The sequence below is a fragment of the Microbacterium sp. 3J1 genome (genome assembly GCF_001049495.1).
In the GTDB taxonomy this organism is placed as follows: domain Bacteria; phylum Actinomycetota; class Actinomycetes; order Actinomycetales; family Microbacteriaceae; genus Microbacterium.
Map to the genome: position 1 here is coordinate 1 of NZ_CDWI01000011.1, position 17,659 is coordinate 17,659.

A 17,659-nucleotide genomic window follows, 5' to 3' on the forward strand; every position below is an offset into this window, starting at 1 on the left:
GGCGGGGCCGGCCGGGGCGTCAGGCGGCGGCCAGGGCGGCCTTCGTCGAGGTCGTGCGTCGCAGGGCCACCACGATCGTCGTGACGATGAGCGACAGCACGCCCCAGACGATCAGGGCTGCGACGGCGCCTCCGTCCGCGGCGATCAGGCCGGCGAACGCAGGCGCGGTCGGCAGCGCGGCGCCGAGGTCGGACATCCACCCGGGCACGGTCGAGATCAGACCGGTGGCGACGGCGAGCACGCCCACGAGCGCACTGATCCATCGGCCGGTGCCGCCGAGCAGCGCGACCAGCGCCTGGTTCACGGCGGCGAAGACGACGCCGGCGAGCACGGCGGTCCCGGCGAACGCCCACCAGGCGGCAGCGTCGTACGAGGCGACGAACTGCACGACGAGCGAGACCAGCAGCCCCTGAGCGGCACCGATCGCCGCCGCAGGCCCGAAGGCGCGCAGCGCGAGTCCGGCCGACGAGCGGCGAGACGTCAGGGTGCGGGCCGTGAACGCGCGCAGCACCAGGAACGACGCCAGCGCCCCGAACCACAGCACGGCGGCCGTGAGCAGCGGAATGGCGGTCGGACCGAAGATCGTGCTGGCATCGGCCCCCTCGGATGCGACCGGGTCAGCGATCACCGACGCGAGATCGGTCGACTCCGAGTCGGTGAACGAGGGGAGGGACTCGGATGCCGTGCGCAGCCCGCCTGCGAGGTCGCCGGTGCCGGTCGCCAGGGTGTCGAGCCCGGTCGCCAGCTCCGAGGTGCCGGTCGCGAGCTGGGTCGCGCCATCGGACAGCTGCGCTGCGCCGGTCGACAGCGCACGGGCGCCGGATGCCGAGGGCACCAGGCCGTCCGTCGCCAGCTGGTTGAGGCCGTCGGCCAGGGTCGTGGCGGCAGCGCCGGCCTGTCCGAGTTGCGCCGAGACAGCACCGGGAAGCGTGGAGAGCTGCTGCACGCCGGCATCCGTCTGCGAGGCGGCTGACGAGAGCTCAGCGATGCCGTTGCAGTACTCGGCGGGGAATCCGCTCGGGATGCAGGAGTCGGCGAGCTGCGCGAGACCCGCCGCCACCTGCGCCGACCCGCCGGCGAGGGCGCCCGCAGCCTCCGCCTGCGTCTGCAGCTCTGCGGCGCCGTTCGTCAGACCCTGCCCGATCTGGGACGCCCCGGCAGCGGCATCGCGCGTGCTGCCGGTGAGGGTGTCGAGACCGGAGGCGAGCGAGGAGGCGCCGCCCCCCAGTTCGTCGGCGCCCGCGGCCAGCTGGGTGGCGCCCTCCGGGATCGCGGCGGCGCCGGTCGCCGCGTCGCGTGCTCCGGTCGCGAGTTCCGCGGCTCCGTCCGCCGCCTCCCCGATCTGGTCGCCGATGGTGGTGAATCCGACGAGCACGTTCCCCAGCGTCGCCTCCGAGAGCATGGTGCCGAGGCTCGATGCGGCGACGTTCGCGATCTGGCTCGTGATGAGGTCGTCCGCCACCAGCCCGTCTTCCGGGGTGGTGACGCGGATGGTCGCCTGCTCCGGGGCGCCCTCGCCGTCGGCGATCGTCTGACCTGCAGAAGTCGCCGCCGCCGAGAAGTCCTCCGGGATCGTGATGACCGCCTGGTACGACCCGTCGGCGAGTCCGTCTGCCGCGTCGTCCTCGTTCGAGATGACCCACGTCAGGTTCGAGTCCAGCTCGTCCGAGCCTTCGACGAGCCCCGCGGCGAGCTGACGCCCGAGGGGAGTGACCTGCCCGTCGATCTCGACCGGCTCGTCGAGGTTGACGATCGCGGCGGTCATCGACTCGAGGCGCTCCGTCGGATTGTGCAGCGACGCGACGAGGATGCCGCCGACGGCGGCCGGCAGCAGGAGGATGCCGAGGATCGTCAGCCACGTGATGGGCTTGCGCGAACGGGCGCGCTCGATGGGGAGGGTCATGCGTTCACCTCGGTCGATTCGGTGGGTTCGTCTGCTCGATACGGCGCCTGGGCGTCCAGGTCGACGATGTCGTCGTCGTCGGCGGGGCGGCCGGCATCGGCGAGGACGTCGAGTGCGGCCTGAGCCGTGAGAGCGGTGAGGACCACGGCGGTGGATGATGAGTCGCGCAGGCGCGCGGCGAGCTGATCACGCTCGGCGGGGGAGAGACGATCGACGCCGTCGACCACCACCAGTGCGGGGGAGCCGCGCAGAGCCTCGGCGAGTGCGGATGCCGTGTCCCCGGCATCCGTCACGATGACCGCACCGACGTGCGCCCTGACCCACGCGGCCCGCCCCGGCAGCAGGTGACCGGCGACGCGCAGGCGACCGCCGTCGGGCGTGACGCGTCCCGCGATCGCGAGGGCGAGCGCTCGCAGCCCGCCCGAAGATCCGCCCGTGAGCACCGCGACGCCCGCCGGGGCGACGCGCAGGTGAAGGCCGTCGACACCCGCATCCGCGAGGGAGAGGTCGTCGGCGGCGACGACGGAATCGTCGCCGGGCCAGCCCGCGAGGTGCCGTTCGCGTTCGACGGCCTCGCCCTCGATGTCGACCCGGGGCAGGATCTTCTCGAGCCACGACGGGATCTCCCATGCACGCTCGCCGAGAATCGCCATCAGGGCCGGTATCAGCGTCATGCGCACGAGGAAGGCGTCGATCGCGATGCCCGCGGCAAGACCGAGTGCGATGGGCTTGAGCGACGAGTCGCCCTCGGGCACGAAGGCCACGAACACGGCGAACATGATGAGCCCCGCCGCGGTGACGACCTTCGCCGAGCCGGAGAACCCGCTGCGCACGGCACGGAGGGCCGCGGCACGTCGAGCGGCTCGGTTCTCGGCGCCGGGTCCGTGAGCCTGTCGGAGGGCGGGGTCGTGGACGAAGTCCTCGCGCATCCGCGACACCAGGAACACCTGGTAGTCCATCGCGAGCCCGAACAGCACGCCCATGAGGATGATCGGCATGAAGCTGATGATCGGGCCGACCTTCGCGACATGCAGGAGGTCGGCGAACCAGCCCCATTCGAACACCGCGCCGACGATGCCGAAGGCCGCGACGATGGAGAGCAGGTAACCCGCGGCCGCCGTGACCGGCACCCACGGCGAGCGGAACACGATCGTGAGGAGGATCAGCGAGAGACCGATCACGAACACCCCGAACGGCAGCAGCGCCTTGCCCAGCTGATCCGAGATGTCGATGCCGACGGCGGTGAAGCCGGTGACCTTGAGGTCGATCCCGAACTCGTCGAGCCACTCGTCGTGGTGCGCACGCAGTTCGCGTACGAGGTCGGCCGTCGCCGGGTCGTCCGGCGCCGTCTCGGGGACGATCTGCACGATGCCCGTGTCGGCCGTCTCGTTCGGGGTCGCGAGCGCGACCTCCTTCACGCCGTCGATCTCGGCCACCGCATCGCCCAGGTCCTCCATGAGGGTGAGCGGATCGGTGGAGGTCACGATGGTGCCCGTCAGGATGAGGGGGCCGTTGAAACCGGGGCCGAATTCCTCGCCGACGAGATCGTAGGTCTGACGCGCCTCTGAGTCCTTCGGCAGCACACCCGCGTTGGGCAGCGCGAGGTTCAGACTCAGCGCCGGGATCGCGACGATGCCGAGCCCCAGGACCACGGCGATGGACACCAGCACAGGGTGCCGGGTGACGCCGTTCACCCAGCGGTTGCCGTCCTTCTTGTCCGTGCCGCTCTTCGCATCCTGCGTACCCCGGGACCTCGCGGCGTCTGCGGAGCGAGCGCCGCGTGCTCGAGCGAACAGGGGTCGCGTGCGGCCGACGACGCGTCCCTTCACGAAGCCGAGGAGTGCCGGGGTGAGGGTCACCGCGATGGCGACGGCGATCGCGACGGCGACGGAGGCCGCGACGCCCATCGTCGTGAGGAACGGGATGCCGGCGAACCCGAGACCGATCAGCGCGATGAGCACCGTCACCCCGGCGAACACGACGGCCGAGCCTGCGGTGCCGACGGCTCGGGAGGCGGACTCCTCGGGGTCGACGCCCTCGCGGACCTGATCCTGGTGTCGCGCCATGATGAACAGCGCGTAGTCGATACCCACCGCGAGCCCGAGCATGAGCGCGAGGAGCGGCGTCGTGGACGAGACCGTGGCGAAGGCCGTCGCCGCGAAGATCCCGGCCATCGAGATGCCGACGCCCAGCACGGCGGTGAGAAGGGGCAGCCCCGCGACCACGAACGAGCGGAACGTCACGATGAGAACGAGCAGCGCGATGAGGAGCCCGACGGCCTCGGTCAGGGTCACGCCCGGGATGGACGTCGCGAACAGCTCGCCGCCGAGAGAGGTCTGCGACCCGTCGGGGAGATCTTCGGCGAGGTCGGCGACGACGGCGCGGAGGTCGTCTCTGGTCTCCTCCGGCACGTCGGTCGACTGTCCGTCGAACTGCAGCCGCACGATCCCTGCGGTGTCGTCCTCGTTGATCATGCCGCTCACCGTCTCGTCGTACGGCGACGTCGCGGACAGGACGGAGTCGTCGAGGTCGACGATGTCGTCGACCGCGGCCTCGATGGGCTCGCGGTACTCGTCGTCTGTCAGCGAGTCACCGTCGGCTGCGACGACGATGATCTGCGCGCTCGTCCCGCTGACCTGCGGGAAGGAGCGGTTGAGCTGCTCGAGCCCGGCCTGCGACTCCGTGCCCGGGATCGAGAAGGAGTTGTCGGTGCCCGCACCGAGCACGAGCGCCCCTGCCCCAGCGATGCCGAGCGCCAGGAGCCAGGAGACGAGGACGCGCCAGGGATGCCGATAGGACCAGCGACCGAGAGACGACAGGAGTGTGGACACGAGGCTCCTCAGAAGATGCGGGTTGGATACACAGGTGTATCCAATACATAGATGTATCGTAGGACCATCCCCGCGGTCGAGTCTGTGTGCGCGGTGTGAATTGGATAGGCTCAGGACTCCGGAAGGGGAGATCGATGACGACGACGCCCGTGACCCGAAGCCGGGAGAACACCCGGGCTCGACTGCTGGATGCCGCGGCGCAGGTCTTCGCAGAGGTCGGTCTCGACGGTGCGTCCGTCGAGGCGGTGTGCGACCGTGCCGGCTTCACGCGCGGCGCGTTCTATTCGAACTTCGAGTCGAAGGACGAGCTCTTCCTCATGCTCGCCGGCAGCGTCGCGGAGCAGCGGGTCAACGCGGTCCGCTCCCGCGTCGCCGAGATCGCGGCCGACGGGGGGCTCTCTGCGGGGTGCGACCCCATCGAGCTGGTGCAGGACATCATGGATGCGGGCGGCGATGATCGTCTCGGCGTCATGCTCATGAGCGAGATCCGCATCCGCGCGCTCCGCGACGAGCAGTTCGGTGCCGCCTACCTCGCACAGGAGCGGGAGATGGTCACGAGCATCGCGACGATCATCACGGACATCGTCTCGGTGAGCGCCTTCGACCTCCGCGTTCCCGCAGAGGCCGCTGCGCGCATGCTCATGATCATCTGGGAGGGCATGACCGTGCGCGGTGCCATGGCCGGACAGGACTCGGAGAAGCTGCGGCAGTCCGGCGGCGAAGAGCTCGGCCGGCTCGTGCAGCTGCTCCTCGCGGAATAGGGCCGCTCAGCTCGCGTCGAGCAGGGCGTGGCAGCGGCGCAGCCTGTCGATCCACCAGCCGCGGCGCTCTTCCGATGCCGCGAGTCGCGTGAGTGCGGCGGCATCCGGGGTCACCCGCGACGCCGGGATGAATCCGTCGACCGGGCGGAGATCCGCGACGTCGTCGAGGAACAGCGATGCGGTGCCGAGGCCGCAGTCGTACTCGAGCGTCGGCAGCGCGGCGGCGAGGGCGGCGCCCTGGGAGAGTCCGATCGCCGTGTCCAGAGCGCTCGAGACCACGACGGGAAAACCTGCCGCCGTGACGATCTGCAGGGCGTGCGTGACGCCGCCGAGCGGCTGCGCCTTGATCACCAACAGGTCGGCCGCCTTCTCGCGGGCGACGGCGAGCGGATCGGTGGACTTGCGGATGCTCTCATCGGCGGCGATCGGGATGCCCATGTACTTCACCCGCGCGCGCAGCTCGGCGAGCTCCGGCACCGTGGCGCAGGGCTGTTCGACGTACTCGAGGTCGAACTCCGTCAGTGCGTGCAGGGCATGCTCGGCCTCATCGACGTTCCAGAGGCCGTTCGCGTCGATGCGGATGCGACCTTCGGGGCCCATCGCCTCGCGCACGGCGCGGACCCGCGCGACGTCGTCGGCGAGGGTCTGACCCGGCTCCGCGACCTTGACCTTCGCGGTGCGGCAGCCGGCGAACCGTGCCAGCACCTCGGCGACGTCCGACGCTTCGACCGCCGGGATCGTCGCGTTCACGGCGATCCGGTCGCGCAGAGGCTCAGGCTGAGCGCGCCACGCGAAGTCGATCGCTGCGGCGAGCCAGGTCGCCGCCTCCGCATCCGCGTACTCGAGGAACGGGGAGAACTCCGCCCACCCCTCGGGACCCTCGAAGAGCAGCGCCTCGCGGGTGTCGACCCCGCGGAAGCGCGTGTGCATCGGGAGGGCGACGACTCTGGCCGAGTCGAGCAGGTCTGCGAGCGGTGGGAGCATGTGCTCATTCTGCTCCGTCGGCGTCCCGCCGAGGGAGCCGCCGTGCCGCAGCGACGCGCTTCAGTCCAGACGCTTCTGCAACTCCCCGAGTCCAGGTGCCGACGACGTACGTCTCCGCCTTGCGCGTCACATAGATGTGTCATTGACAATGGCGTGCGACGCACAGTAATGTGATGGACATGAACGAAACCCTCGACACGCATCTGCAGGAACTGCGCCGCGGCACCGTCGTGCTGGCGTGCCTGCAGCTGCTGCGCAGCGCGGGGTACGGCTACGGGCTGCTCGAAGACCTCGAACGCCGCGGCTTCGCCACCGACGCGAACACGCTGTACCCGCTGCTTCGTCGGCTCGAGAAGCAGGAGTACCTCACGAGCGAGTGGAACACCGACGAGGCGCGGCCCCGCAAGTTCTACCGCACATCGGAGGCCGGCATCCGGCTCGCCGACACCCTGACCGAAGAATGGCGCGCGCTCACCGCGGCGATCGCCACCCTCACCGCAGAGGAGAGCTGACATGACCACGACGGTCGCACTCACCGAGCGCTACATCAGCGCCACCATCCGCAGCCTGCGCCCCGAGACGCAGGACGACGTCCGTGCCGAGCTCGAGGCGTCCATCGCCGATGCGATCGACGCCAGGGTCGACCAGGGCGAATCGCCGGAAGACGCCGAGCGCCGCGTCCTCACCGACCTCGGCGACCCCGGCATCCTCGCCGCGGGCTATGCCGATCGTCCGCTGCATCTGATCGGACCGAAGTACTACCTCGTCTGGTGGCGGCTGCTGAAGCTGCTGCTCATCATCGTGCCGGTGTGCGCCATGGGCGGCGTGGCGGTCGCGCAGGCGATCGACCGCGCACCCATCGGCTCGATCATCGGCGCAGCCGTGGCGGTCGGCATCTCGGTCATCGTGCACGTCTGCTTCTGGGTGACGCTGGTGTTCTTCATCCTCGAGCGCACCGGTGCCGACACGGGCGTGAAGTGGGATGTCGACCAGCTGCCGGAGCCGACGCAGAACGGTGCAGGCCGGGCGGATGCCATCGCGTCGCTGGTCTTCCTCATTCTCGGCGTCGGGGCGATCTTCTGGGACGCCTTCATCGGCTTCTTCCCGACCGACGGAGCCCCGATCGCGGTGCTGAACCCGGGGCTGTGGCCGTGGGGGATCACCTTCTTCATCGGCCTCATCGTCGCCGAGGCGCTGCTGGCCGTCGCCGTCTACGCCCGGCGTCGGTGGACGGTCGGAGCGGCGATCGTGAACACCGTGCTGGCGGTGATCTTCGCGATCTGGTCGCTGACTCTGCTGCTGCAGGGGCAGCTGCTCAACCCGGAGTTCCTCAGCCACGTCTTCACCGACACCGGCGTGACCGAGGAGACCATGCGCATCCTCACGGTCATCACCGCATTCGGCCTCATCGCGTTCCCGATCTGGGACATCGTGGACGGCTGGATCAAGACCGCGCGGGCCCGCCGCGGCTGACCCCACGGAGACAGACGGCGTCGCCTCATCGGGGCGACGCCGTCTGCGTGCCCGGCGTGGGCGGGGAATAGGGTGGATCCCGTGACCAGCGCATTCGTCTCAGACCTGTTCGACCCGGACGAATGGGTGCTCGCGCCCGGCGCCGAGGACTACACCGACATCACCGCCCACGTCACGCACGACGGCGGAGTCGCCCGCATCGCCTTCCATCGCCCCGAGGTGCGCAACGCCTTCCGTCCGCACACCGTCGACGAACTGTACCGGGCACTCGACATCGCCCGACAGGACCCGCGGATCGGCGCGGTGCTGCTCACCGGCAACGGTCCGAGCCGGAAGGACGGCGGCTGGGCGTTCTGCTCCGGCGGCGATCAGCGCATCCGTGGGCGAGACGGCTACAAGTACTCCGACGACGAGAAGACCGTGCACGATCCGGCACGCGCCGGGCGGCTGCACATCCTCGAGGTCCAGAGACTCATCCGCTTCATGCCCAAGGTCGTCATCGCGGTCGTGCCCGGGTGGGCGGCCGGCGGCGGCCACTCGCTGCACGTCGTGTGCGATCTCACCATCGCCTCGGCAGAGGAGGCACGGTTCAAGCAGACCGACGCCGACGTCGGCAGCTTCGATGCCGGCTACGGCTCGGCGTACATGGCGCGTCAGACCGGGCAGAAGTTCGCGCGCGAGGTGTTCTTCCTCGCCGAGGAGTACTCGGCGCAGCGCGCGTACGAGATGGGCGCGGTCAATCGCGTCGTGCCGCACGTCGAGCTCGAGCGCGAGGCGCTCCGCATGGCGCGCACGGTGCTGACGAAATCTCCGACGGCCATCCGGATGCTGAAGTTCGCCTTCAATGCGGTCGACGACGGCCTCGTCGGTCAGCAGGTCTTCGCGGGAGAGGCGACGCGGCTCGCCTACGGCACCGACGAAGCCGTCGAGGGGCGCGACTCGTTCCTCGAGAAGCGCGACGCGGACTGGTCCTCCTTCCCCTGGCACTACTGATCGAGCGGAACGCCGATGGTCGCGCTGATCCCCACGGATGCCGATGATGCGGCGTCTCTGAGCGATGCGCTCGTGCGGGCGCTCGACGACGGCCCGGCCCTGGGTTTCGGGATGCTCGGCGAGGCCCCCGAGAGCGTGCCCCGCGGTACCGCAGTGGTCATCGCGACGTCGGGGTCGAGCGGGATACCGAAACGGGTGGCATTGAGTGCGGAAGCGCTGCGCGCGAGCGCCGAGGCCACTGCTGCGCGCATCGGCAGCGGCCGCTGGCTCCTGGCGCTTCCCGCAGGGTACGTGGCGGGGCTCCAGGTGCTGGTCCGTTCGATCGTCGCCGGAACGCGGCCCGTCCCGCTCGAGGGGCGGTTCTCTCCCGAGTCCTTCGCCGACGCCACCCTCTCGATGCTGAGGCCCGCACGCCGGTCCTCCGGTGGGATCCCCGAGCTGTACACCTCCCTCGTCCCGGCGCAGCTCGCGACGCTGCTCGACGCCGCGGACGATCGTCCCGTGCTCGCCGCGCTGCAGGCGTACCGGGCCATCCTCGTCGGCGGCCAGGCGCTGCCGCAGCCGGTTCGCGAACGCGCGGACGACCTCGGGGTGCGGCTGGTCCGTACGTACGGCTCGACCGAGACGAGCGGCGGATGCGTGTACGACGGCCTCCCGCTGGACACGGTCGGGGTGCGCACGGTCGATGGCGAGCTGCGGATAGCCGGGCCGATGCTCGCAGACGGGTACCTCGGGGACGGCGAGCTGACGGCGCGCACGTTCTCGCACGACGAGCACGGCATCCGGTGGTATCACACGGGCGATCTCGGGCTTGTCGACGAGGGCGGCGTGGTGCGCGTGCACGGACGAGCCGACAACGTGATCGTCTCGGGCGGGATCAACATCTCCCTCGACCGTGTGGAGCGGCTGGTTCAGCGGGTGCCCGGTCTCAGCGGAGCCGTCGTCGTGGGCATCGAGGACGAGCGCTGGGGAGAGGCGTCGGTGATCGTCGCTCCTCGTGGTGAAGCGTTGCGCCGCAGCGAGTCGGAGCAGCTGGCGCACGCGCGCGACATCGTGGCGGAGGAGCTCGGCAAGCACGCGAGACCCGTGCGGCTGATCGTGGTCGACGAGCTCGATCGGCTCCCGTCGGGGAAGCCCGATCGAGAAGCGATCCGGCGGGCGGTCGCCGAGCTGCGCTGACCTCGCTCGAGGAGGGCGCGCTCCCTGCCAGACTGGAGCATGGCCACGTACACGCACGGACATCACGAGTCCGTCCTCCGTTCGCACAGCGTCCGCGACATCTCCAATTCGGCGGCATACCTCCGCCCGTACCTGACATCCGAGACGAGACTCCTCGACGTGGGCGCGGGGCCGGGAAGCATCACGATGGACTTCGCCGACGTGGTCGCCCACGTCACTGCGACCGAGATCGACGAGGGAGCGCTGTCCCTGTCTCGCGAGGCCGCAGAGTCTCGGGGGATCGCGAACGTCGACTTCGCGGTGGAGGACGTGCATGCCCTGAGCTTCGCGGACGACAGCTTCGACGTCGTGCACGCCCACCAGGTGCTGCAGCACGTCGGAGACCCGGTGCAGGCGCTGCGGGAGATGCGCCGCGTCGCTGTCGAGGGCGGGATCGTCGCGGTGCGGGACGCCGACTACGCGGGGTTCATCTGGTTCCCGGTGCTCCCGGAACTCGATCGGTGGCTCGACCTGTACCGCCGTGCAGCGCGAGCGAACGGCGGCGAGCCCGATGCGGGGCGGCGCCTGCTCGCGTGGGCGCGGGCTGCCGGCTTCGAGGACGTCACGGCGACGGCATCCAGCTGGTGCTACGCGACGGCCGAGGAGCGGACCTGGTGGGGCGGCATGTGGGCCGACCGCATCCTCGAGTCCGCCCTGGCGCGGCAGCTCGTCGACGGCGGAATGGCGACGGCTGCAGACCTCCAGGACATCAGCGACGCCTGGAGGCGCTGGGCCGACGACGGCGACGGCTGGTTCCTCGTGCCCCATGGCGAGATCATCGCGCGAGCCTGACGGCGGATACATCTGCAGGCGGATGCGAGCGGCTCGCCGAGCCGCGTAGCGTGGAGCGTGTGATCCGCCCGCTCTCCCGCACGGCGCTCGTGCTCGACATCGTCGGGGCGACGCTGCTCTTCCTCATCTTCACTCCGCTCTCGGTGGTGTTCTACGGGCCGGCGGAGTCCGGCGTCTCGGTCGTCGCGATGGTCGTCGCGAGCCTCCTCATGTTCGGCGGTGTCGCGGTCGGGCGCCTCGCGCCGGGTCTCGCGCTCGGGGCGGCGTGGGTGGGCGCGGTGGTGCAGATGCTCGCGGGCTTCGCGCCGCTGCCGATAGACGTCGCCATCCTCCTCGTCCTCTACGCCACCGCGGCCTGGGGATCACGGCCGGTGCTGTGGTGGGGCTTCGGCTCCGCACTGTTCGGAGGCCTGGTCGCCGCGGTCTACATCGTGGTCGTGAACGGCATCGCCTCGGGCGCCGCGAGCGGCTGGGACCAGCTGACCACGGGCACGCTCCTGCTCGTGCTGTCCATCCTCGCGCTCGGGTTCGCCTGGGTCTGCGGTCTGCTGTGGCGTGTGGTCCTTCGCGGGCGCAGCACCCGCGCCGCGCAGCTGCAGGCCGAGTCGCTCGCCGCCGAGGAGCAGGAGCGCGTCAGGATCGCGCGGGACATGCACGACATCGTCGCGCACTCCCTCGCGGTCGTCATCGCCCAGGCGGACGGAGCGCGGTACGCGGCTGCGGCCGAGCCCGAGATGGCCACCGAGGCTCTCGGCACGATCGCGCAGACCGCCAGAGGCGCACTGAGCGACGTGCGGCTGCTGCTCACGCAGCTGCGTCATCGTCAGGGCGACGGGCCGCAGCCGACCCTCGCTGACCTCGAGGCGCTGTTCGCGCAGGTGCGTCAGGCCGGGATCGAGCCCCGCATCACCGTCGATCCGACCCCACCGGGAGAGCCCCCGGGAGCCATCCAGCTCGCCGTGTACCGGATCCTGCAGGAGGCGCTGACGAACGCGATCCGACACGGCGACGGCGCGGTCGACGTGCACCTGGCGTGGTTGCCCGAACGGGTCGATCTGCAGGTGCGCAACACCATCGGCGCTCAGCACGGGCCGGGCGGCGGCGGTCACGGCGTCATCGGGATGCGCGAGAGGGCTCAGCTCGTCGGGGGCAGCCTCCAGGCGGAGCGCCAGGGCGCGCAGTTCGTCGTCCGCGCATCGCTGCCGATCGGGGGAGTCGAATGATCAGGGTCGTGCTCGTCGACGATCAGGCGCTGTTCCGCGCCGGCATCCGCATGCTGGTGGCCTCGCAGCCCGACCTCGATGTCGTCGGCGAAGCCGGCGACGGACGGGAGGCGATCGACCTCATCAGGTCGACGAGGCCGGACGTCGTGCTCATGGACATCCGGATGCCGGTCATGGACGGCCTCACCGCGACCGCGGAGATCCTCGCGCAGCCGGATCCGCCACGGATCGTCATGCTGACGACCTTCGACCTCGACGAGGCGGCCGCCCGCGCGATCCGTCAGGGTGCGAGCGGATTCCTGCTCAAGGACGCCGACCCCGAATTCCTGCTCGCGGCGATCCGTACCGTGCACGCGGGATCGAGCGTGATCGCCGCCTCCGCGACGCGCGAGCTGTTCCAGCACTTCGCCGAGGCGCCGAAGCCGGTCCCGGCCCGGTTCGCGGCGCTCACCGACCGGGAGCGGGAGATCTTCGCCCTCGCGGCGCGCGGACTGTCGAACTCCGAGATCGCGGCACGGGAGTACCTCAGCGAGGCGACGGTGAAGACGCACATCAGTCGCATCCTCACGAAGCTCACCCTGCGCGACCGCGTGCAGCTCGTGGTCTTCGCGTTCGAGCACGGCCTCGCCTGAGCATCCCCTTCTCTGCCTCCACACGCGCCGGCGACGGATCATCCTTGCGATGTACACGGATGCGTCGCCAGGCCGACGCGGCGCGAGGGGCGCCGGAAATAGCGTCGAAGGCATGGAGATCACGACCACCGACCTCGGCCTCGCGGCCCGCGTCCAGCACCTCAAGAAGACCTACGGCGCCGGTGAGAGCACCGTCCACGCGCTCGACGACGTGAGCGTCGGCATCCGTCGCGGGCAGTTCACGGCGATCATGGGGCCGTCCGGATCCGGCAAGTCCACGCTCATGCACATCATGGCCGGGCTCGACACCCCCTCTCAGGGTCGCGCCTGGATCGGCGACACGGAGATCACCGGTCTGGGGGATCTCGATCTCACGCTCCTGCGCCGCCGCCGTGTGGGCTTCATCTTCCAGGCGTTCAACCTCGTGCCCACGCTCACGGCGCTGGGGAACATCATGCTGCCGTTCGAGCTCGACGGGCGGCGACCGAGCGCGCTCGAGAAGGCGCGCATCGACGGGCTGATCGACACGCTGGGCCTCGGCGCCCGCCTCCAGCACCGCCCGCACCAGCTGTCCGGCGGACAGCAGCAGCGGGTCGCGATCGCGCGCGCTCTCGCCACGGCCCCCGATCTCGTGTTCGCCGATGAGCCGACGGGCAACCTCGACTCCCGCACGGGCCGGGAAGTGCTGCAGCTGCTCGCAACGGCAAGCCGTGAACACGGACAGTCCATCGCCATGGTCACGCACGACGCGATCGCCGCCAGCCATGCCGACCGCGTGCTCTTCCTCGGCGACGGCCGCATCGTCGCCGACCACCCGCGGCAGACCGCCGAGGAGATCTCGGCCTACATGCTGGCCGCCGAGGTGACGGCGTGAGTGCCATGGCGCAGTCCGTCACACGCACGGTCGTGCCGCAGACCGCGGCGACGAGTTCGCGCCTCGCCTGGCTGCGCGACCGGGGCATGGGCGCCAGCATCCTGGTCGCGGCGCTGTCGGCCGCATTCGGGGTCGTCCTCGTCGAGACCACCGCCTACCTCGGGGCCGTCCTGCAGGCCGATCCGTTCATCGGCGACAGCGAGACCCTCGCCTTCATCGTCGGGCTGCTGTCCGTGCTGCTGACCGCGGTCGCCATGTACGTGGCGGCGATCGTCACCGCCAACACGTTCTCGACGATCATCGCGGGCCGTACCCGGCAGATCGCGCTGCTGCGACTCATCGGCGCTACCGCTCGCGCCCAGCGGGCCGAGGTCGGTCGGCAGGGCTTCGTGGTCGGCGTCATCGGCGCCGCGATCGGTGCGCTCGTAGGGCTGGGGCTCTCCGCCATCGGGGTGCAGATCGGAGCGACCCTCATCGACAACCAGCCGACCGGCTTCTCGCTCGCGCAGCCGATGATCGCGCTGCCGGCGATCGGGGTGGCGCTGACCACCTGGGTCGCCGCGTGGGCGGGCTCACGCCGGGTGCTCTCGGTCACGCCGCTGCAGGCGATAGGCGGATCCGTCGAGCGCACGCATGACGAGGTCTCGCAGACCGGTCGTCATGTCGGCGCATGGATCCTCCTCGTCTCCGGTTCGCTGCTCCTGGCCGCCGGCGTCGCGCTCGGCCTCGTGCACCCGCTCGGGGTCGTGGTCGCCTTCTTCGGAGGGCTGCTGTCCTTCACCGGGCTCGCGCTCGGATCGGTGCTGTTCATGCCGCCGGTGCTGCGGCTGGTGGGGCGCATGTTCGGGTCGAGCGCGACCGCTCGACTGGCCGCGGAGAACGCGCTGCGATATCCCGAGCGGTCGTCCCGCATGGCCATCGGCGTCGTGATGGGGGTCACTCTGGTGACGATGTTCGCCGTCGCGCTCGAGTCGGTGAAGCAGATGCTCATCGGGCAGCAGGGAGGCGATGTGCCCGCCCAGTTCTTCACACCGTTCGACGCGTTCGCCGGGGTGATGATGGTGCTCGTGGCGGTGTCGGCGGTGATCGCCGCGGTCGGGCTGGTCAATCTCCTGACGATCGGGGTCGTCCAGCGTCGCCGAGAGCTCGGGCTGCTGCGTTCCATCGGGCTGTCGAACGGCCAGGTCCGCAGGATGGTCCTGCTGGAGGCCACGCACATCACGGTCGCGGCGACCCTGACCGGACTCGTGCTGGGCATCGTGTACGGATGGATCGCCGCGCAGTCGCTGCTGGGCTCGACGCCGACCCTGCCCGACTTCGAACCCGCGGGACTCGTCGCCCCGCACGTCCCGTGGCTGCCGGTCGTTATCATCGTCGCTGCGACCGCTGTGCTGACGCTCGTCGCCGCCGCGACTCCGACCCGGCTGGCGACCAGGGTCGCTCCCGTCGAGGCTCTCGCGGCGGACTGACCGGAGATGAGCGGATGCCCCGTCGACACATGCTGTCGACGGGGCATCCGCGCGCCGCCTCCGTCATAGGCTGGGGGGATGCCGTCTCCGTTCGACCAGTCCACGTATCAGGTGCGCTTCGATTGGGGCGTCGACGGGCTCGCGCGTCTCGCGCGCGCCGACGTCGTCGTGGTCGTCGACGTCCTGCGGTTCTCCTCGACGGTCGCCGATGCGATCTCCGCCGGGGCCACGATCCGGCTCGTCGACGCCGCCGAGTGGTCGCGCAACGGTGCCGCGATCGTCGCGGCGGCCGGTGGCGTCCCCGTGCTCGTGGGGGGTCTGCGCAACGCGTCGGCGGTGGCTCGGGCGGTCGCGACCATCCAGGAACGCCGCCAGGCCCGCACCTCCGTCGCCGTCATCGCGGCGGGTGAGGCGGATGCGTCCGGTGTGCTGCGCTTCGCCGTCGAGGACCAGCTGGGCGCGGGCGCGATCATCGCCGCTCTCACCGACCTCGGCATCGACCACACGGCGCCTGACGCCGCCGTCGCGGCAGAGGGCTTCCGGGCGCTGCGGCGGGCGCTGCGCCACATGGTCAGCGCGAGCGGTTCGGCACGGGAGCTTGCGGACGGCGTCGCGGCGACCGAGCGCATGGCCGAGGCCGGGGTCGTGCCGACCACGGTCGCCGATGCGGCGGAGCTCGATGCAGTGGAGGTCGTTCCGACCCTCCGCGAGGGACGGTTCGTCGCCTTCGAGTGACGCCTCCGCGGTCGGGGACAGGCCGAGCACGGGCCGGGCGATCCGCGGTTCGCGACGTAGGGTCGTGGCATGAGGTACCTCCCCGCTCTCGTGCTCGACGCCGTGCTCGTCCTCGTGTTCGCCGTGATCGGGCGCGCCTCGCACGACGAGGATCCGCTCGGCTTCCTTCTGACGGCGTGGCCGTTCCTCGTGGCCCTGCTGGTCGGTCATCTCGTCGCCGCTCTGCTGCCTGCGAGGCCGCGTCGGCCCTGGTCGCCGGCGTGGGGCGCGGTGGTATGGCTGGTCACCGTCGTCGGCGGGCTGCTGCTGCGGGTGGCGTCGGGGGCCACGGCGCAGGTGCCGTTCATCGTCGTCGCGACGCTCGTTCTGGGGCTGTTCCTGATCGGGTGGAGGCTGGCCGCCGCCGTCGTCCGTCGGCGCGGCGCGCGTGAACGGGGCGAGCCCTCGCCGGACGAGAGTGCCGCCGAGCCCGCAGACCACAGCACCGGTGACACCGTGGACGACGCCCTGGACGACGTCGAGAACGACTCCGCGCGGCGGGATCCGTCGCGGGAGGAAGACGTAGACGAACGGCCGAGGGGCTGATCAGCGCGACATCTGTGCGGCCAGACGCGTGTCTGCCGTGATCTCCCGCCGGGTCCAGGAGAAGACGTAGCGCGCGTCGTACGTGCGGGAGCAGCGGGCGCACGACGTCGCTCTGGACGGCCGGCGGTGCCGATACGAGACGTGCCCCGACGGGCACCGGCCCACCCAGGGGGCGAGTTCGACAGCGGTCTCACCGTGATGCGTCGTTCCGCCCACGTAGCCGAGGTCGCGGGCCACGCGCTTCCATTCCGGGCCGTGCGCAGCGGTGTGTCCGGCCAGCGCGTGCGCGACCTCGTGCAGCAGCACCTGATGGATGTCGTCGTCCTCGAAACGGGCGGCGAGGTAACGCGACACCGTGATGCGCTTCTTGGAGTAGTCGCACTGCCCGGCGCGACGCTTCGCGTGATCGAATCCGAACGACCAGCTGTCGTCGAGATGCAGTGCGATCAGTGCCTCGCCCCAGACCCGCACCCGGTTGAGTTCCGCCATGCGATCAGGCTAAGCCATGCGTCCGACATCGGGCCGCATGCCGATGTCAGCCGGCGAGCAGCTCAGACGAGCGACGTCGCTCGGCGGCCTCGATCGCGAGCAGCGCGGTCTCGAGCTCGCTGTCCTGGGCGCCCGCCTCGCGGCGCAGGAACAGCGACTGCTTGAAGCTCTCGCGTGCGGTCTCGTAGTCGCCCGCCTCATAGGCGTTCTTGCCGTGATGCTGATGCGCGAAGGCCGCGATCGACACCCAGCGCTGTCCCTCCGCCTCGGCGGCGCACGTGGCGAGCTCCTGCTCGGCGGCCGCGTGCGCTCCGCGATACTGCAGGATCGTCGCGTGCAGCACGCGGGCGCGCAGCACGTCCTTGCGGGTTCCCGCCATGCGGGCCTGCCGAACCGCCTCGTCCGCGAGCACCAGAGCCTCGTCCAGGCGGCCGAGCACCTTCAGCAGCCAGACCCGCTCGAGCATGGCGGGCAGACTGCGCTGGCTCTCGATCTCCTCCAGTCGTGCCGCGCATTCATCGAGATCGACCAGTTCTCGAAGACTCTCCTGGTCGTATCCTCGGATGAAACTCATTGCTCTCCTTCCGCAGCATCCCCTCGTCCAGTCTGCCTCCGATGGCGGCGCGCATCGAGGCGGCACGCCCCGAGCCCCCGCATCCGATCGCCAGGAATCCGTGCAGCGCGTGCATCGACCCGA

Annotated in this window: 17 protein-coding genes; 12 read left to right on the forward strand and 5 right to left on the reverse strand. The window is 70.6% G+C overall.

What is annotated here, in order from left to right; all coding sequences use genetic code 11:
- Window positions 1-19 precede the first annotated feature (19 nt).
- Both BN2660_RS09070 and BN2660_RS09075 read right to left on the reverse strand, forming a co-directional pair.
- Window positions 20-1,903, reverse strand: coding sequence for a YhgE/Pip domain-containing protein (locus BN2660_RS09070; RefSeq protein WP_091230539.1), 1,884 nt, complete (start codon window positions 1,901-1,903; stop codon window positions 20-22).
- A complete protein-coding gene (locus tag BN2660_RS09075; protein WP_091230542.1) occupies window positions 1,900-4,734 on the reverse strand; it encodes an efflux RND transporter permease subunit in 2,835 nt (944 codons plus the stop codon). The genes BN2660_RS09070 and BN2660_RS09075 overlap by 4 nt, the downstream gene beginning before the upstream one ends.
- Before the next feature lie 134 nt (window positions 4,735-4,868).
- Between BN2660_RS09075 and BN2660_RS09080 the strand changes: the two genes are divergently transcribed.
- Entirely contained in the window at window positions 4,869-5,495 is a 627-nt protein-coding gene (locus BN2660_RS09080) for a TetR/AcrR family transcriptional regulator (RefSeq protein WP_091230546.1), read from the forward strand.
- Between the two features lie 6 nt (window positions 5,496-5,501).
- On the opposite strand, the gene BN2660_RS09085 is transcribed toward BN2660_RS09080, so the two are convergent.
- The gene (locus tag BN2660_RS09085) at window positions 5,502-6,479 is read right to left on the reverse strand and encodes an o-succinylbenzoate synthase (RefSeq protein ID WP_091230550.1); all 978 of its coding nucleotides are present in this window, start codon (window positions 6,477-6,479) and stop codon (window positions 5,502-5,504) included.
- Window positions 6,480-6,658: 179 nt separating this feature from the next.
- On the opposite strand from BN2660_RS09085, the gene BN2660_RS09090 reads away from it, so the two are divergent.
- The 11 genes from BN2660_RS09090 to BN2660_RS09140 all read left to right on the forward strand — a co-directional run bounded on the left by BN2660_RS09090 (window position 6,659) and on the right by BN2660_RS09140 (window position 16,473).
- The gene (locus BN2660_RS09090) at window positions 6,659-6,991 is read left to right on the forward strand and encodes a PadR family transcriptional regulator (RefSeq protein WP_091233457.1); all 333 of its coding nucleotides are present in this window, start codon (window positions 6,659-6,661) and stop codon (window positions 6,989-6,991) included.
- Between the two features lies 1 nt (window position 6,992).
- Entirely contained in the window at window positions 6,993-7,952 is a 960-nt protein-coding gene (locus BN2660_RS09095; RefSeq protein ID WP_091230553.1) for a permease prefix domain 1-containing protein, read from the forward strand.
- A gap of 81 nt (window positions 7,953-8,033) precedes the next feature.
- Complete coding sequence (locus tag BN2660_RS09100) at window positions 8,034-8,945, forward strand: 1,4-dihydroxy-2-naphthoyl-CoA synthase (RefSeq protein ID WP_091230557.1); 912 nt, start codon at window positions 8,034-8,036, stop codon at window positions 8,943-8,945.
- Window positions 8,946-8,960: 15 nt separating this feature from the next.
- Entirely contained in the window at window positions 8,961-10,124 is a 1,164-nt protein-coding gene (locus tag BN2660_RS09105; protein WP_176697150.1) for an AMP-binding protein, read from the forward strand.
- A 39-nt stretch (window positions 10,125-10,163) separates the two neighbouring features.
- On the forward strand, window positions 10,164-10,955 hold the full coding sequence (locus BN2660_RS09110; RefSeq protein ID WP_091230560.1) for a class I SAM-dependent methyltransferase: 792 nt from the start codon (window positions 10,164-10,166) through the stop codon (window positions 10,953-10,955).
- 59 nt (window positions 10,956-11,014) lie between these two features.
- Window positions 11,015-12,178: an ATP-binding protein gene (locus BN2660_RS09115; protein WP_091230564.1), complete on the forward strand. Its 1,164-nt coding sequence runs from the start codon at window positions 11,015-11,017 to the stop codon at window positions 12,176-12,178.
- Window positions 12,175-12,810, forward strand: coding sequence for a response regulator (locus BN2660_RS09120; protein ID WP_091230567.1), 636 nt, complete (start codon window positions 12,175-12,177; stop codon window positions 12,808-12,810). The genes BN2660_RS09115 and BN2660_RS09120 overlap by 4 nt, the downstream gene beginning before the upstream one ends.
- Before the next feature lie 112 nt (window positions 12,811-12,922).
- Complete coding sequence (locus BN2660_RS09125) at window positions 12,923-13,684, forward strand: ABC transporter ATP-binding protein (protein ID WP_091230570.1); 762 nt, start codon at window positions 12,923-12,925, stop codon at window positions 13,682-13,684.
- Window positions 13,685-13,689: 5 nt separating this feature from the next.
- Window positions 13,690-15,153 carry an ABC transporter permease gene (locus BN2660_RS09130; RefSeq protein ID WP_091230573.1) on the forward strand — a complete coding sequence of 488 codons (1,464 nt, stop codon included), beginning with the start codon at window positions 13,690-13,692 and terminating at the stop codon, window positions 15,151-15,153.
- Between the two features lie 78 nt (window positions 15,154-15,231).
- On the forward strand, window positions 15,232-15,888 hold the full coding sequence (locus BN2660_RS09135; protein WP_091230578.1) for a 2-phosphosulfolactate phosphatase: 657 nt from the start codon (window positions 15,232-15,234) through the stop codon (window positions 15,886-15,888).
- A gap of 69 nt (window positions 15,889-15,957) precedes the next feature.
- Window positions 15,958-16,473, forward strand: coding sequence for a DUF3054 domain-containing protein (locus BN2660_RS09140; protein ID WP_091230583.1), 516 nt, complete (start codon window positions 15,958-15,960; stop codon window positions 16,471-16,473).
- Here BN2660_RS09140 and BN2660_RS09145 read toward each other — a convergent pair whose 3' ends face one another.
- On the reverse strand, window positions 16,474-16,962 hold the full coding sequence (locus BN2660_RS09145) for a SprT-like domain-containing protein (protein WP_091230586.1): 489 nt from the start codon (window positions 16,960-16,962) through the stop codon (window positions 16,474-16,476). It abuts the gene before it with no gap.
- A gap of 46 nt (window positions 16,963-17,008) precedes the next feature.
- On the reverse strand, window positions 17,009-17,536 hold the full coding sequence (locus BN2660_RS09150) for a hypothetical protein (protein WP_091230589.1): 528 nt from the start codon (window positions 17,534-17,536) through the stop codon (window positions 17,009-17,011).
- Window positions 17,537-17,659 lie beyond the last annotated feature (123 nt).